At 61.1% G+C, this 14,555-nt stretch carries 14 protein-coding genes and 1 pseudogene; 8 read left to right on the top strand and 7 right to left on the bottom strand.

The window, feature by feature from the left end:
* Positions 1-75: 75 nt before the first annotated feature.
* The 5 genes from NKI67_RS31760 to NKI67_RS31780 all read right to left on the bottom strand — a co-directional run bounded on the left by NKI67_RS31760 (position 76) and on the right by NKI67_RS31780 (position 5,502).
* A complete protein-coding gene (locus NKI67_RS31760) occupies positions 76-1,632 on the bottom strand; it encodes a PAS domain-containing sensor histidine kinase (protein ID WP_352648788.1) in 1,557 nt (518 codons plus the stop codon).
* A 40-nt stretch (positions 1,633-1,672) separates the two neighbouring features.
* Positions 1,673-1,921, bottom strand: coding sequence for an integrase core domain-containing protein (locus NKI67_RS31765; protein ID WP_352648790.1), 249 nt, complete (start codon positions 1,919-1,921; stop codon positions 1,673-1,675).
* Positions 1,922-2,532: 611 nt separating this feature from the next.
* The gene (locus NKI67_RS31770; RefSeq protein ID WP_352648792.1) at positions 2,533-2,910 is read right to left on the bottom strand and encodes a c-type cytochrome; all 378 of its coding nucleotides are present in this window, start codon (positions 2,908-2,910) and stop codon (positions 2,533-2,535) included.
* Positions 2,911-2,935: 25 nt separating this feature from the next.
* Positions 2,936-4,699 (bottom strand): GMC family oxidoreductase, encoded by a 1,764-nt coding sequence (locus tag NKI67_RS31775; RefSeq protein ID WP_352648836.1) that lies wholly within the window; start codon positions 4,697-4,699, stop codon positions 2,936-2,938.
* Between the two features lie 8 nt (positions 4,700-4,707).
* A complete protein-coding gene (locus NKI67_RS31780; protein WP_352648794.1) occupies positions 4,708-5,502 on the bottom strand; it encodes a gluconate 2-dehydrogenase subunit 3 family protein in 795 nt (264 codons plus the stop codon).
* A 508-nt stretch (positions 5,503-6,010) separates the two neighbouring features.
* On the opposite strand from NKI67_RS31780, the gene NKI67_RS31785 reads away from it, so the two are divergent.
* The 6 genes from NKI67_RS31785 to NKI67_RS31810 all read left to right on the top strand — a co-directional run bounded on the left by NKI67_RS31785 (position 6,011) and on the right by NKI67_RS31810 (position 10,805).
* Positions 6,011-6,163: a hypothetical protein gene (locus tag NKI67_RS31785; RefSeq protein ID WP_352648796.1), complete on the top strand. Its 153-nt coding sequence runs from the start codon at positions 6,011-6,013 to the stop codon at positions 6,161-6,163.
* Between the two features lie 411 nt (positions 6,164-6,574).
* On the top strand, positions 6,575-6,976 hold the full coding sequence (locus NKI67_RS31790) for an SPW repeat domain-containing protein (RefSeq protein ID WP_352648798.1): 402 nt from the start codon (positions 6,575-6,577) through the stop codon (positions 6,974-6,976).
* Positions 6,977-7,117: 141 nt separating this feature from the next.
* Positions 7,118-7,327, top strand: a complete 210-nt coding sequence (locus tag NKI67_RS31795) for a glutathione S-transferase N-terminal domain-containing protein (protein WP_352648800.1) — start codon at positions 7,118-7,120, stop codon at positions 7,325-7,327.
* Positions 7,328-7,559: 232 nt separating this feature from the next.
* Positions 7,560-8,876: an MFS transporter gene (locus NKI67_RS31800; protein ID WP_352648802.1), complete on the top strand. Its 1,317-nt coding sequence runs from the start codon at positions 7,560-7,562 to the stop codon at positions 8,874-8,876.
* Between the two features lie 99 nt (positions 8,877-8,975).
* Positions 8,976-9,713: a glutathione S-transferase N-terminal domain-containing protein gene (locus NKI67_RS31805; protein WP_352648804.1), complete on the top strand. Its 738-nt coding sequence runs from the start codon at positions 8,976-8,978 to the stop codon at positions 9,711-9,713.
* A 699-nt stretch (positions 9,714-10,412) separates the two neighbouring features.
* Positions 10,413-10,805: a response regulator gene (locus tag NKI67_RS31810; RefSeq protein ID WP_352648806.1), complete on the top strand. Its 393-nt coding sequence runs from the start codon at positions 10,413-10,415 to the stop codon at positions 10,803-10,805.
* Here NKI67_RS31810 and NKI67_RS31815 read toward each other — a convergent pair.
* Both NKI67_RS31815 and NKI67_RS31820 read right to left on the bottom strand, forming a co-directional pair.
* A pseudogene (locus NKI67_RS31815) lies at positions 10,800-11,158 on the bottom strand (sensor histidine kinase); the annotation flags it as partial. The gene NKI67_RS31810 and the pseudogene NKI67_RS31815 sit on opposite strands and share 6 nt — an antisense overlap.
* A gap of 190 nt (positions 11,159-11,348) precedes the next feature.
* On the bottom strand, positions 11,349-11,555 hold the full coding sequence (locus NKI67_RS31820) for a hypothetical protein (RefSeq protein WP_352648808.1): 207 nt from the start codon (positions 11,553-11,555) through the stop codon (positions 11,349-11,351).
* A gap of 581 nt (positions 11,556-12,136) precedes the next feature.
* Between NKI67_RS31820 and NKI67_RS31825 the strand changes: the two genes are divergently transcribed.
* The gene (locus NKI67_RS31825; RefSeq protein WP_352648810.1) at positions 12,137-12,352 is read left to right on the top strand and encodes a hypothetical protein; all 216 of its coding nucleotides are present in this window, start codon (positions 12,137-12,139) and stop codon (positions 12,350-12,352) included.
* 488 nt (positions 12,353-12,840) lie between these two features.
* Positions 12,841-14,535: a thiamine pyrophosphate-binding protein gene (locus NKI67_RS31830; RefSeq protein ID WP_352648812.1), complete on the top strand. Its 1,695-nt coding sequence runs from the start codon at positions 12,841-12,843 to the stop codon at positions 14,533-14,535.
* Positions 14,536-14,555: the final 20 nt, after the last annotated feature.

The following is a 14,555-nucleotide window of genomic DNA, read 5'->3' on the forward strand; positions in this document are numbered from 1 at the left end:
AAGCCAGTGGATGAGGACGATCTGAAAAGGTGTCTCGCCGCAGCTCTCACACCTGCTGGAACGACACCAAGAGTTTCATGATCTCACTTCTGCGGCGTGCAAGGTGAACCGAAATACGGCACCACGAGGCTCGTTTGCCTGCACCCATAGCCGGCCGCCGTGGGCACCGATGATGGACCGGCAAATTGATAGCCCCATTCCAGTCCCGCTGGGCTTGGTGGTGTAGAACGCCTCGAAAACGTGGGTCAGATGCGTCGGATCGATTCCTGGCCCAGAGTCTCGGACTGCCACCTCGATTTCTGTCCCGACTTCTTCCGAGCTAATCAGCAGGTCTCGTGGTCCCATCTCGACCGTGTCGATCGCTTCGACCGCGTTCAGGATCAGGTTGAGGATGACTTGCTGTAGTTGAACTCGATCCCCCTCTACGAGACACAATCCGTTGGCAAACCGGGTCTGGACCGATACCGTTTGTCCGGTGGTTACGCTTCGCGTCAATGCGATCACTTCACTGATGGCAGCGTTGAGATCAAAGCACTCCTTTCGCGGCGGCGCTTTCTTGATGTGCTCACGAATGCGGTCGATGATGTCCCCTGCTCGGTCGGCATCGCCGACAACGCAGGCGAGCGCTTCCCTGACCTCGCCCAAGTCTGGCGGCAGTATGTCAAGAAAATTCTGGGCTGCGCGGGCATTGTTCCGAGCACTGGCGATCGGTTGCGTGATTTCGTGAGACAGCGAGGCAGCCAATTCTCCCATCGTGCTTACCCGGTTCATGTGAGCGAAATCCGATTGCATCTGCTGCAATTGCGACAGCGCCTCGTCGGCATGCATCTGATCATCTATGTCGTGACAGAGGCCGTACCACTGGACGATGCGCCCGTCCTGATCCCGCAATGGCTCGGCGCGGCTCGACATCCAGCGATAGACGCCGTCAGCGCGGCGCAGGCGATACCGCATGGCGAAGCTCTCGCCGGTGACGAGGCAGCGGTTGAGGGCGTCCCTGAACTTCGCTGCGTCGTCCAGATGGACGGTCTCTATCATCGCGTCCAGCCGGCTCATCCCCGGCCTGTCCGTATCCGCTAAGTCCAGGCCGAGGAAATCAATCATGCGCTTGTTGAAGAAGGTCGGCTCGCCGTCCGGCGTCAGCCGCCAAAGGTGGCTCGGAACCATGTCGACAAGCTGCGAGAGCTCCCGCTCCCGGTCGCGCAGCGCCGCCTCGGCCCGCTTCTGTTCGTCAATGTCTATTGTCGTGCCGTACCATTGGGTGATACGCCCCTGGCTATCGCGTGAGGGTCGTCCTGAGTTTCGAAACCAGCGATACACACCATCGGCGCGGCGCAGACGATGCTCTGTGTCATAGTGATCGCCGGTTTCGAGGCAATGCCGCCATTTGGCGGCGACCCGATCATAATCGTCGGGATGGACGACCCGACGCCAGCCGAACTCATCCTCGTCGTCGGAAGTATTAAGATCTTCGCGCGCGTTACCGAGGAAAGCCAGGGTGCTTGGGCTGACATACGTGAACCTTCCGGCGGCATCGGCCGACCATGCGTGGCCGGGCATGCTCTCGATAATTTGCAGCGCGCGCTTTGCTTCGGAGTCGGTTTCGCCAGGTGAATTGGACGGTGTCGTCATTGGCTACTCCATGGAGTGCGCCCCTGAGGGTGGACCGGGTTCAGGCTGCTGATTTGCCAGTCTGCCGGATGTGTTGATCCTCGAACTGCTGCGGGCTCAGATAGCCAAGCGCCGAATGGAGCGTGCGCTTATTGTAAATCACCTCGACGAAGTGAGGAAGGTGGTCAGCGACGCCCTCGAAGCTCTCGAAGGCCATGGGATAGACCGCCTCGACCTTCAACGTCTTCATGAAGCTCTCCGCCTTGGCGTGGTCGTATGGGTTGCCTCTGCGGCCCATCGAACCAGGCACGGTTCAGGCTCCGCTTCTGGTGCGGTGGGCGCACCAGCCACCAGAATGACGTCGAACCCGTCCGCAGCCTCCTCGAAGGTTAGGTCGGCCACCATTCGTATGCCGTTCGACGCGCGCAGCGGATTGCGGTGAGCGGCGACCAATGCCGTTTCATAGCGATCCGTGCTTGTCGAGATAGCTGTTCGCCTCGCTGAACACGTCCACCTGGCCCTGCGACGTCCAGGGCTTGGACACCCTCATAGACCACAATCGCGACAGCTTGTACCGGCATTTCGCACCGCCCCGCTAGGCGCGGAAGCACGAACACGATCCGTTATGCGTTGACGACCTCCACGCCATCATCGGCAGGATCGATATGCACGAGGAAAGGCCGCATGCCAACAGCAGGCCATCTCACCGAAACTGCCCTTCGTCAGCGGTTCGTTAGGCACGCAAGCGACCGCTGCAGCGCTCGAAGCGCGGGCAGCACACTCGTAAATGGCATGGCGGTGTGGATGTCAGACAGAGGATCAGGCAGTTCGGACGCCTGTACACATTAGTCGGCGGTGTCGACGTTTCAGGTGCGAAAAGATGGCGTCTTGCTGACACCTCGCTCAACGAGCAACGAGCCGCTACTTCAACGTAGCAAGATAGCCAACGAGGTCCGCCCGGTCCGTCGGGTCCTTCAGTCCTGCGTAGGGCATTCTGTTTCCGGGAACTACCTTCTGTGGCGATTCCAGATACGCATCAACGATCTTCGCATCCCAGACAATGCCGGACTTCTTCATCGCGTTGCTGTAACGGAAGCCGGGAACCGTACCCGCCTTCCTGCCGATGATACCTCCCAGGCCCGGCCCGACGCGATTGGCATGATCCGTCGCGTGGCATGCCGCGCAAGCTTTGAAGACGGTTTTTCCGTGCTCGGCGTCCTGTGCGTAGCCGGGATTTGCGGTTGTTCCCGCAAGTACAAGCATCGCGATAAACGCGCCAATCTTTCTCGCGCCTTTCATTGGGAACGTCCTTTTTAGGTTGGGATCAGAGGTGGCGTGGCCGTGCAACGTAATCGTTGAGGTCGTCGCCGAGTCGAAGAGCGAGTGCTCCTAGCGGGCCTGTCGGGTTGTAGCCCGCATTGAAGGGATAGACGGATGCACCGACGACAAACAGGTTCTCCGCATCCCAGTGTTGAAGATGAGGAGAGACGACGCTGGTGCCGGGATCGCTTCCCATGATCGTGCCGCCAGTGACATGTGTGGTCTGATAGACGCGACTATCGTACGGCCCCTTGCGGGGGGCTGTCGGCGGCGCTATGTCGGCACCCGTCGCTTTGGCGATCTCATCGATCTTCTTCGAAAGATATACGGACATCTGGCGCTCGTTCTCGCGAACGTCGAACGTCATGCGCAGGAGTGGCTGACCATAGGCATCGACATAGGTCGGGTCGAGGTCGAGATAGTTCTCCCGATGCGGATACCAGCTACCATGGGCGGAAATGCTGAAACTGTGGGCGTACCAATCGGCGTTGGCCTGTTTCCATTTCGACCCCCATTTCGGAGTTCTGGGCGGGACGGCTCGGCTTGTAATCGGCCGTCCGTTGGTCACGTTGGCGTAGATGTAGCCGCCTCCAAAGAAGCCAAGACCGCTGTGGTCGAAATTGCCGCCGTTGAATTCGTCGATCACCGTCTGTGATGCACCGGACGCCAGGAACGGGTTGATCCAGCGGTCCTTGATGAAGACACGCGTGCCGGACATTGTCTGGTGGCAGAAATTTTTGCCGACGACCCCGTGACCAGTCTTCGGATCGTAGGGCGTCCCAATCCCCGCCATCAGCAGAAACTTGGTATTCGACATCGTGAAAGAAGAAAGCACGACGACGTCGGCCGGCTGTTCGTACTCTTCGCCGGTTACACGATCTATGTAGCGAACGCCGGTCACGCGCTTGGCCTTGCGATCATAGCGAACGTCGAGAACGTGGGTTTGCAGGCGCAACTCAAAATCCTTGCGCTTCCGCAGCATTGGATAGAGCAGGACTTCGGGACTTGCTTTGGCGTTGGCTTCGCAGATGAAGCGCTCGCAATGGCCGCAGAACTGGCACTGACCAAGCTGCATGCCATCGGGGTTGGTGTAAGCTTCCGGCGAATTCGCCGCCGGCATGGGAAACGGTTTGTAGCCTAGTTTTTTGGCTGCCTCGCTGAAAATCACGCCCGCTTCGGTGATAGGCAGAGGCTTTTGCGGAAACTCGTTCTGCCGCGGTGCCTCGAAGGGGTTGCCGCCATCCTGCACCTTTCCGCGCAGGTTGCCCGCCTTGCCGGCAATACCGAAGAGCTTTTCGAACTGGTCGTGATAGGACTCCATCTGAGCATAGGTGACGCCCCAATCCTGGATCGCCATGTCGGCTGGAATAGCTTTCTTGCCATATTGACTCTCAAGATGGGTGCGCAGGACAGGATCGTGTTCGCCCCAGCGCCAGGTCTGGCCGTTCCAGTGATTGGCCGCACCGCCCATTCCCTCGCCGGGCTTGAAGGCCTGGAGACGCCGTATCGGAAGAGCCGTTTCGTCGCTATTATGGCGAAGAGTATAGGTCTGGACGGACCAATCCTGAAAGAGATCACCATGGACATCCCAGCGCAGTTCGTCGCGCTGTGATGGCAGGCTTGTTGCAGCGGTAGGGGTGCGGTCGATTCCACGTTCAAGGACGACGACATCGACGCCCTTGGCTGTCAGCTGGCGAGCAGCCAGCGCCGCCGTAAATCCGCCCCCAACGAAAACGACGGTGCGATGTTTCAAGCGTGTAGCCATCATTTCTTTCCTTAGGCGAAGTCGACGATGGATTTCGGATCGGCGGCACCCGGGAAAGGCTTGCCACGGAAATCGATCATGTCCTGGGAATGAACCGCGGGGAGACCTGGATAGCCGATCGCCTTCCAGAACACCTTGCCGACATTGCCGCCGTAGATGGGATCTGCAAAGCAAGCTTGCTCAAATAGCGGATAGACAAGTTCGTTGAACCACGAGGCGAGTTGGACGCGCTCGTCCGTCACCTTGCCTTCGGCAATTTCATGGAGAAATCGGTCGGCAACACTCTCATCCAACTCACTAAAGGCCTTGCCATTGCGTTTCCGGCAGGCGGCATCCGCAGCGCCAAGTCCCGCCTTGAAAAACTGCTCGGGGGTGAGTGGCGATTGATAGCCCAGTTCAGGCTTACCCTCTCGCCAGGGGCCGCGCATATAAAGGCGTGCGGCCTTACCGAAACCGCCTGCCAGTTGTCGGTCGATGTAGGTTGCAAGCCCGCAATCGACGCCGCCTGGTGTCAGCGCATCCGCAGGACACATCACGTTGACCATTACCTCGACGAAGCCGGCTTCGTCCGGGCCGAATGATAGATAGCCGGGCGTTGGCGATGGCAATTTGGCGGCGATAGTACTCGCGGAAGCATCCACGGCTTGGGAGGAGACAGGTTGGGATGCTTCCGCGAGAGCCGCGGTCGTTGCGGCGGTTCCGACCAGGACACCCGGAGCCAGCGAAGCAGCGCCCGTGGCAGCGGCAACGCCGAGAAAGCCCCGGCGGTTCGGATGGAAAATTTTGTCGCTCTGGTCATTGGTCATCGGAGTTGCAGTCCACTTTCTGGTCGTGGCAAATCGCGTGAATCCATGGGGGCTCCGTTGCGGCCACGCGGGGCACGGCGGCACGCGCAATTGCTTCAATTAATCTCAGGGCGGCCGCGTATGCTCGGCTGGCCCAACCAGACCCAAAGATCGGACGCGGCGGACGAAATTAAAAATTCCCTTTGGTCATCTTTTCGATAGGCGTGAGGTATCGTCGTCCAAAAGCGCCATCATCCGACGCGCGCGGAGACAGCGATCCTGCGGGCGCGCCAACTCGAACTGCGACAGTTCGCCGGCCCGGGGCCCATCCTGATCGAGTACGGCGCGGGTGCGGGAGTGAGGAACCGAACTCGTGCTGGACGCGCTCGCAGCGCCGCAGGGCTATGTCTCCACCGACGTCGCGCACGAGTATTCTGCGTGTTCGCGCTCTCGTCTCGGGCGGGGCGGCGTCCGCGCTGACATGTCGCCTCGCGGGGTCGCCGCAAAACCATAAGTCAGGAGAGGCTCGATGCAGGGGACGGACCACTTCAACTGGATGCTCTCCGCGGCGCTCGGAACGCTCGCGCGCGCCAAGAGAATGCACAAGCGCTTCCTGAAGCTGCTACCTCGCGAGGGCCTGACAGCAGCGACACGGAAGGTCGAAAGCGGCGCCTCGGCGTAACGCACGGCAACTGTCCCGAATCTTGTGGGGTGCCTAGAAAGGAAGCGGATGACGTATGGCACGGTCCGGCCGATCTTCCCAAGCCTTCCCTGACCTCGACAGCCAGACACTGAAGCACCGTCGCGTCGTGCGCCTGAAGTTCACTCCGCCCTTGGACCGGCGGTAGACGCTCGACGCCACACTAACTAACCCGCTTCCATGGCGCCGGGCGAGTGGAATGGAAACGATAACAACCCGGCATTTCTAATGGTTGGCCTACCAGCATAGCTTTTCTGTGCGACTAACCGGGCTGACCCGTGAAGTTTGTATGGAGTGCCTACCAGCATAGGGCGGCGTGATCGCCCTCTTAGATGGATGCGCTTTCCACGTCGCGAGGACCCGCCGAAGCAAACAAACATATAGGAGTCACCAATGTCGTTCCGCTTCATCACCAAGTCTATGCACGCCTACCTCATCGATTATCCCGTCGCTGTCGTCTTGATCGCAGCACCGTTCCTGCTGAAGCTCGGCCAGAGCGGACCGATCGCACTGTGGCTTTCGGTTCTTGTCGGTGTCGCGGCGCTACTCTTGCCCGCCCTGACCGACCATCCCACCGGGCTCGTCCGTATCATTCCCTACTGGCTGCACCTTTGGGTCGATCGCGCCGTCGGGGTACTGTTTGTCATCGCACCGTTTGCGTTCAGATTCGCTGGGCTCGACGCTTGGTACTACTGGGTCCTCGCTGCCGCTGTCCTGCTCACGACGTCAGTCTTTAACGCGCCTGAGGAGCCAGTCGCGACGCGTTTGGGATTGGACAGGCGCACAGCGGGTTGAAGGCGGCGACGGCGTCGTCGAGGATCGAGACGTTGCCGATGTTCCTCCGTGAGGACTCGGGGAGGGCGAGCGGTTCTGCCCTCCGTCACATCACCGATTGCGTAGCCATCGACTGCCATAACCCCCTCTAGGATCAAGGTGATGATCGTCGTCCGCCACCTGAACGAGTCGTGGTCGCAGCGCATCCTGTGGCTCCTGGACGAGGTGCAGGCCCCTTACAAGGTTGCGTTCTACCAGCGCGACGCGCGCACCAATCTGGCGCCGGTAGAGTTGCGCGAGATCCACCGCAAGTCGCCCGTGATCACCGAAGGCGATCGGGTCATCGCCGAGTCCGGGGCAATCATCGACTAAATCGTCCGCAGGCACGGCGACGGCCTGCGCATCTTGCTTTGATTTACGAACGGCAGTGAGGCCTGTCGCAGCGCTATTCTCCGCCGCTATAGAAACTATACGTACCGGCTATTGGAAAATTCGTAACTCGCTGCGATCGACGGTTATCGCCGCCGCAGATTTTATCGAGTAACGCGCAGCGCAAACTGGGACGGATATTACTCAATTGCCTGGAACAGAAAGGCAGGGCTCGATGCAAAACGTGGCACCAGTGATCAACGAGGCTCGCCGGAGCGGAACGCTCCGGCTGGCATTCATATCCGCCGTGGTCTCCCTGGTGGCCTCTTTTGCCGCTTCAGCCGCGCCGATCCCCCTGTACAACATCTACCGGGCGGAGGAAGGGTTCTCTAACTTAGGCATCTCCATGGCCATAGTCAGCTACTCCGTCGGCACCATCGCCTCACTGTTGGTACTGGGACGTCTGTCCAATCATCTGGGCCGCCGGCTCACTGCGATCACTAGCCTCGGCCTGCTCCTGCTGGGTTGTCTGCTGTTGCTGAATGTGCACGACATCAACATCCTGCTGGCCGGTCGGCTCCTGGGGGGCGTCGGTACTGGGTTGGCCAGCAGTAGCCTTACCTCCTACATCGTCGACGCCGCACCTGATACGCCGGAATGGTTGGCCTCCGTCGCCTCCAGCCAAGGACCAATGCTCGGCCTCACCGTCGGCGCCATCGCCTCCGGCGCCCTGGTCCAGTTCGGCCCCTGGCCACGCGACCTCATCTACCTGGTTTGCGTCGGCTTCCTATTACTGTCTGCCGCACTCATCGCCATCAGCCCGGAAACCGCAACTCCGACGCAGGGCGCTTGGCGATCACTGCTACCCCGGGTCCGCGTACCGGCCCGGGTCAGGCATCTGCTCCCTGTCGCGGCAGCGGTGTTCCTAGCCACCTGGGCAACCGGTGCCTTCTACCAAGCCTTCGTGCCTGCGCTGGTCGAAGATCAACTCCACACCCGCAGCCCGCTCATCCTCGGATTGGTGTTCTCTGCCTATATGGCCCCCAGCGTTTTCGGCGCTCCCATCGGCGGCCGGTTCACATCCGCGGCAGCCCAACGCGTCGGCATGATCACCTTCCTGGCCGGAATGATCGGCATCATCACAGCGATCAACGCCGGCACACTCGCGTTATTCATCATCGCAACCATAGTCGCCGGCGCCGGCCAAGGCATCGCTATCAGCGCCGCCACCCGTGGGCTGCTGCACGGCAGCACGCTAGCCGACCGCGCACCGATCTTCAGCGCGATCTACCTGCTCTGCTACAGCGGTGCCGCCTTGCCCAGCCTCATCTCCGGCGAACTTTCCAACACCTTCTCGCTACCACAGATAGCCTTCGGGTATGGGGTACTTACCCTCGTCGCCACCCTGTTCACTGTCCTCGGTGCACGCAATCCGCACACTGACGCGACCGGGAACAGCACCTGCGGCAGCGCTTCGACCTTCGACGATGCCGCCGCCTTCAACCCGACCGAGCGACGCGCGGGGGAGACGATCATCCGTGTTCGTCCGTGAGGACTCAGGGGCGCGAGCGGTTCTCCCCTCCCCGTGGATCATCGTCGCCTTTGAGTCGTGGTGATCGTCTCGGCACACATCCAGGTGGAAGATTCGACCATGTCCTGGCGCAGCTCGGCCCGCTTTTCTAGGAGACAGAAAGTGACACTCAATCATCCAATTTTCACGCGCTGGCCAGCGCAGTACCCTGATCGGCTGCAACTCTTTTCCCTCCCGACGCCCAATGGGGTGAAGGTCGGCATCATGCTTGAGGAAACGAGCCTCGCCTACGAGCCGCACCGGATCGACATCATGGCGGACGAAAGCCACGACCCGGCCTTTCTCGCGCTCAACCCCAACGGCAAGATTCCAGCAATCTACGACTCCGACGGGCCGAGCGGCACGCCGCTCGCGCTGTTCGAATCAGGCGCGATCCTCCTCTATCTTGCCGACAAGACAGGACAATTTATCTCGGCCGATCCGAACACCCGCTACGAAACGATCCAGTGGGTGATGTGGCAAATGGGCGGAGTCGGGCCGATATTCGGCCAGGTCGGCTTCTTCAACAAGTTCGCCGGCAAGGCCTATGAGGATAAGCGCCCGCGCGACCGTTACGCAACCGAATCAGCGCGGTTGCTCGGTGTCCTCGATGAACGGCTCGCGGGCCGTGACTGGGTGATGGGCGCTGACTACAGCATCGCTGATATTTCGCTGCTCGGCTGGGTGCGCAACCTGATCGGGTTTTACGAAGCGCGGGAGCTCGTCGGCTTCGACCGCTTTCTTCATGTGCAGGCATGGCTGGACCGCGGCATGGCGCGTCCGGCGGTGCAGCGCGGGCTGCAAGTGACGGCGGCCTAAGTGAGAATAATCGGCGTCGGCGACCTTGCAGTGCGGGTGATTGAATTCCTCGGCCCTCCCAAGTGGGTGTCCGCGAGCGCGCAGTCCCGCCACAAACGCATTTCCGAGGCTTTGCATCGCTGATTCGCGGCGGGCAATCAGCCGAGAGCAATTAGCGCCCGCGTCGTCGCGTCCGCGCCGAGCAAAGGCACGAGCGCCTAGGGTCCACAATGCGTGTCCGGGACCGCAAATCGTGGGACTTTCTGATCTGCCGGACCGAGGTTGCCGGACACGAGCGGTCACTCGTCTGAACTCTGGCGTGAAATCACGAGTGGCACCGACATCCGTTTACTGGCACCGTTTCAAAGGCCGCCAGGGGCAGCAAGCGAAAGCGTGCGGCGCCGGCCCAGATCCCAGAAGGAAGACCGGATCTGCACACACGTTCGGATGGTTGGAGACGTGGGCGGATGACAACGGTTGGATCCGGGGGAATGCTCATCACCTCTAGAGAGCTTGGGACTTCATAAAAGTCGATCGAGGACTCCGACGACGAGGTGAGCGTCCGGGACCTTCTCCTCGAGCAGGCTGCGCGCTCAGAATTTGCGTGAGCTTTCGCCGGCCGCATCCCCGGTGCGACGGCAAAGCCCCATGACATTCCCTCGCACGTCTTGTTCCAGAAATTCCCAGCGGGTTGGGCCGAGCGCTACAATGCGAATCACTATGCGTTACGCGATCCAGTGGTCCGCCATCTGCGGCGGGGATTCCGACGCGCTCGCCGAAGTCGCTTTCGCAGCCGGACACTTCCGAAAGAAGGGGTGTTGTCCGCATCTGTCATGTGGATTCTTCTCTACTTTCGGCGGCGCCCTCGGGCATGCGCTCGGAACGCAGGCCGATCTCGTTGCTCAGAGCACGACCTCTATCCGACACCTTGTCGATGCGGAGCGCAGGATTCCGACAATCCTCGTGACAGCCTACCCCAACGATGCTGATCGGTCCCGCGCACTGAACAATGGTGTCGTCTGCTATCTGCGCAAGCCAGTGGATGAGGACGATCTCAAGAGGTGTGTTAGCGCAGTGCTTACGGCAGGTGGAACGAAAGCAGGAGATTCATGATCTCGCTTCCGCGCCAGGCAAGGTGAACTGAAATACAGAGCCACGAGGCTCGTTTGGCTCCGCCCACAGCCGACCCCCGTGAGCCTCGATGATGGACCGGCATATAGACAGCCCATCCCAGTTCCGCCGGGTTTGGTGGTATAGAACGCCTCGAAAACGCGCTCCAACTGCTTCGGATCGACCCCTGGCCCGGTGTCGCGGACTGACACGACGATTTCGGTGCCGTCTTGTTGGGTGCTGATCAACAGCTCTCGTTGCCCCATGTCGGACGCCTCGATCGCTTCGACCGCGTTCCGGATCAGGTTGAGGATGACTTGCTGTAGCTGAACCCGATCCGCCTCGACGAGACGCAACCCGTTGGCTTCATCTCCCAACCTTCAACTTGGCGTTAACCGTAACGGAGACGGAGAAGGTCACTGAGAGGGGGTAAGGAGCGCCTTCCCCGTTCCGCCACTACCAAGCTGGCGGCAGAATCGCCGGGCGCCGGCTGTAGCCCGGCAATTCCGCCTGCACCCCAGTAATTCTTCGTCATGAACTAGTGCTCTAGCCAGTGCGATCAAGAGGGTCGATCGACAGCCGGCGCAGTTCTTTCAGCAGCCGCGCCTCGATCTCGGGTGAGCTGCTGGCTGGTTCAGGGATTTCGAGTGCGCGGGCGGTCAGGAATGGCGTGCCGGGGATGAAATCGAGAACCCGCATCCGCTGTACGCCCTGGCAGACGACGTGGGACAGCGTTGCAGTCAGATCGTGCATCGACGCGGGTTTCCTTCAATGGTCCAAACGGTAGTGCCGCGGGCCGCCCGCGGCGGAAAAATAGGTCCGCGGATCGCGCCGCGAATCCACAATCCGTCGCCGTTCGTCCAGACACACGGCTCGCCCCGCTTTCCGCGGCCGGGACAATCCGGCAATGAGCCGGTTTGAAATGCCCCTTGGCGCGACGGTGCACGCAGCGCCTTTGGGCGACGATATCTCGCGCCTATCGAAAGCATGGTCAAAGGGAATTTCTAATTTCGTTGGCTATCTCCGATCCTTAGGTCCACTGGGCTGGCCGAACACGCGGCCGCCTCGACGTTGAATGAAGCCATTGCGCCGAGCCATCGTGCCGCGCATGGGGCAAAGAAGGCATCCGCATGATGATCCGTCGATGGACATATCAATATGAACCCACTCTCGAAGACCTTTTAGGCGAGCCAATCATCCGTCAAGTGATGGCGTGCGACGGTCAAAACCCTGATGACATCCGTCGAGTTTTCAAGGAAGCGGAGAGGCGAAACCGGTTTGTGCCTGGCTGTTCGCGTTTTGCGGCGGGCTGAATGCCGAGGGTGCGAACGGCATTGAACTTCGCGCGGGCGAATGAAGAAATCGCCGCCGACGTGTTCGTCGATGCGCGGGACAAGATCACGACGAAGTTCAGCCGAGAATCCGGTTCTTATCTTTTCACCCCATTCGAGAAGAACAGCTGCAAAAGAGCCCCCTTGAAATCACCGAAGACTGTCGGCCTGGCTGTCACCGTCTCGCTGGTCGCCGTCACCGTGGCGGCGCTCGCGTAGATGAGCGGAGCGGCTCCGGCCGGCCCGACCGCGAACGTGGAGGACACTGATGTGTCACTCGTCAAGCCGCTGCCCTGCACCAGGCAGTTCTGCAAACAGAGATCACACTGTTCTATGCGCTGCTTCAGGCGGATGCCCTTCCTGTCCGACCGGTATGATCCGTAGAGCACGAGTATTTTGAACGGCACGGCGTTGACTCCCGCGATCACGGCCTTCGGGGGCGACGCGGCTCGGTTTACGGCATGCTCCGTTGTCGGCGTGTCCGGCGTCGTGCTGTGCACGACGACTGAGTGTATCCACCCGACGCGCCGGACCCGGATACAGCGGGGCATGCTATTCATAACTCCGGGTTATCACCGCGCGGGCAAATCTTGCTGTACACCGAGCCAATTAGTGCAAGAGCGCAAGGCTTTGGCAGTGACGCCGCGGCATTGGCCTGGACCCGGCGGCCATTTGGATGAAAGCGGGCCAACCGCGGAAGTGATCCCATGTCGCGTACTGTCGCAAAGGCCCTCGTCGACGTCCTCGAGGAGGTCGGCGTAAGGCAGATCTTTGGCCTGATCGGCGACTCGCTGAACCCGTTGGGCGATGCCGTGCGGCAGAGCAAGATTGACTGGGTCGGCGTACGGCACGAAGAGGGCGCGGCGCTGGCCGCGGCCGGCCAAGCGAAGCTGACCGGCCAGCTTGCAGTGTGCGCCGGAACGACGGGGCCCGGCAGCACGCACCTCGTCGCGGGCCTCTACGAAGCCGCGCGCGACCACGCTCCCGTCCTGGCTTTATCGGGGGAGATGCCGCGACGCCTGAAGGGCATCGACTACCACCAGTCGACGGAGCCGGACCTGCTCTTCCGGGACGTGTCGCTTTACACCCAGACGATCACAGCGCCAGCGCAGGCGCCCGGCGTGATCCACCAGGCGATAGCGTCTGCGTATGCGGGACCCGGGGTCGCGCACCTGACCCTCCCCCAGGACGTGCTGTCCAGCAATATCGAGCACGCCGTTCCGAGCGTGGCGACGCTCGGCCCTCGCGCCGAAACCGCCCCCGACGAGCACGAGATCGATGACGTCGTGCGCCGCATCGATGCGGCATCCTCGGTCGCCGTCCTGTGTGGAGCGGGATGCTGGGGCGCGGCCGATTTGCTTCGCCAACTTTCGGATCGGTTGAAGGCGCCACTCGTTCACACGGTGCGCGGAAAGGAAATCATGGCCTACGACGACCCGCGTTGGATGGGTGGGCTCGGCATGATCGGCAGCAAGCCGGTGTACAACGCAGTCCAGGATAGCAACCTCCTGCTCATGGTCGGCACGGACTACCCGTATTCGAACTTCCTTCCGACGCACGGGAACGTCATCCAGATCGACGAGCGGGCTGCGGCGATCGGCCGGCGCACGGCAACGGCTTTGGGCGTGAGGGGCTCGGTGCGGCCGACACTCGCCGCACTCATGCAGAAACTCAAGACAAAGTCGGACAGCGCCTTCTTTGATAAGGTCGCGCACGGCCGCCGTTCCTGGGACGAGCTCCTCGACAAGCAGAGCGACCTGATGCGCAGCCGCGACAGGATTTACCCGCAGGCGGTCGCCCGCATGGTCAGCGACCTCGCGAAGGAGGACGCCGTGTTTGTCTTCGACACGGGCCTCAACACGCTTTGGTCGGGTAACTGGATCCGGCAGAACGGCAAGCAGCGCATTGCCGGCTCGTTCAACAACGCCGCCGTCGGTACGGCACTTGGACAAGCTAACGGAATCCAGGCGCTCGACCGATCGCGACAGGTCATCGTGCTCACCGGTGATGGCGGTTTCAACATGCTGATGGGCGAGTTCCTCACCGCAGTCCACCACCGCTTGCCGGTAAAGATCGTGATCTTCGACAATGCCGCATTCGGGCTCATAACGCTCGAGGCACAGAGCGTCGGAATCCTTCCGTTCCGTAAGGCGATCGAATTCACCAACCCGGATTATGCCGCGCTCGGGCGCGCCTGCGGCGCCCAAGGCTTTACGGTCCGCGATCCGGCTCTGCTCGAATCGACCTTGATCGAGGCGTTCGCGTGCCCGGGCCCTGCGATCGTCGCGTGCGGCGTGGTGCCTGACGAGATGCCGAACCTTCCCCACGTCGAACTCGAGCAGGTCGGCGGCTATGCCGTCGCGAAAGTGAAAGAGGCCATTGCCGCTGTCATCGGCGGCTGACGAGCCGCGTGCCTCGTTGC

The organism is Mesorhizobium sp. M0408, assembly GCF_040321495.1.
Classification (GTDB): domain Bacteria; phylum Pseudomonadota; class Alphaproteobacteria; order Rhizobiales; family Rhizobiaceae; genus Mesorhizobium.

Bases quoted from the DNA above. Each gene is read 5' to 3' on its own strand.
- NKI67_RS31760 (WP_352648788.1), bottom strand. From the start codon at position 1,632: ATGACGACACCGTCCAATTCACCTGGCGAAACCGACTCCGAAGCAAAG.
- NKI67_RS31770 (WP_352648792.1), bottom strand. From the start codon at position 2,910: ATGAAAGGCGCGAGAAAGATTGGCGCGTTTATCGCGATGCTTGTACTT.
- NKI67_RS31775 (WP_352648836.1), bottom strand. From the start codon at position 4,699: ATGATGGCTACACGCTTGAAACATCGCACCGTCGTTTTCGTTGGGGGC.
- NKI67_RS31780 (WP_352648794.1), bottom strand. From the start codon at position 5,502: ATGACCAATGACCAGAGCGACAAAATTTTCCATCCGAACCGCCGGGGC.
- NKI67_RS31785 (WP_352648796.1), top strand. From the start codon at position 6,011: ATGCAGGGGACGGACCACTTCAACTGGATGCTCTCCGCGGCGCTCGGA.
- NKI67_RS31790 (WP_352648798.1), top strand. From the start codon at position 6,575: ATGTCGTTCCGCTTCATCACCAAGTCTATGCACGCCTACCTCATCGAT.
- NKI67_RS31795 (WP_352648800.1), top strand. From the start codon at position 7,118: ATGATCGTCGTCCGCCACCTGAACGAGTCGTGGTCGCAGCGCATCCTG.
- NKI67_RS31800 (WP_352648802.1), top strand. From the start codon at position 7,560: ATGCAAAACGTGGCACCAGTGATCAACGAGGCTCGCCGGAGCGGAACG.
- NKI67_RS31805 (WP_352648804.1), top strand. From the start codon at position 8,976: ATGTCCTGGCGCAGCTCGGCCCGCTTTTCTAGGAGACAGAAAGTGACA.
- NKI67_RS31810 (WP_352648806.1), top strand. From the start codon at position 10,413: ATGCGTTACGCGATCCAGTGGTCCGCCATCTGCGGCGGGGATTCCGAC.
- NKI67_RS31820 (WP_352648808.1), bottom strand. From the start codon at position 11,555: ATGCACGATCTGACTGCAACGCTGTCCCACGTCGTCTGCCAGGGCGTA.
- NKI67_RS31830 (WP_352648812.1), top strand. From the start codon at position 12,841: ATGTCGCGTACTGTCGCAAAGGCCCTCGTCGACGTCCTCGAGGAGGTC.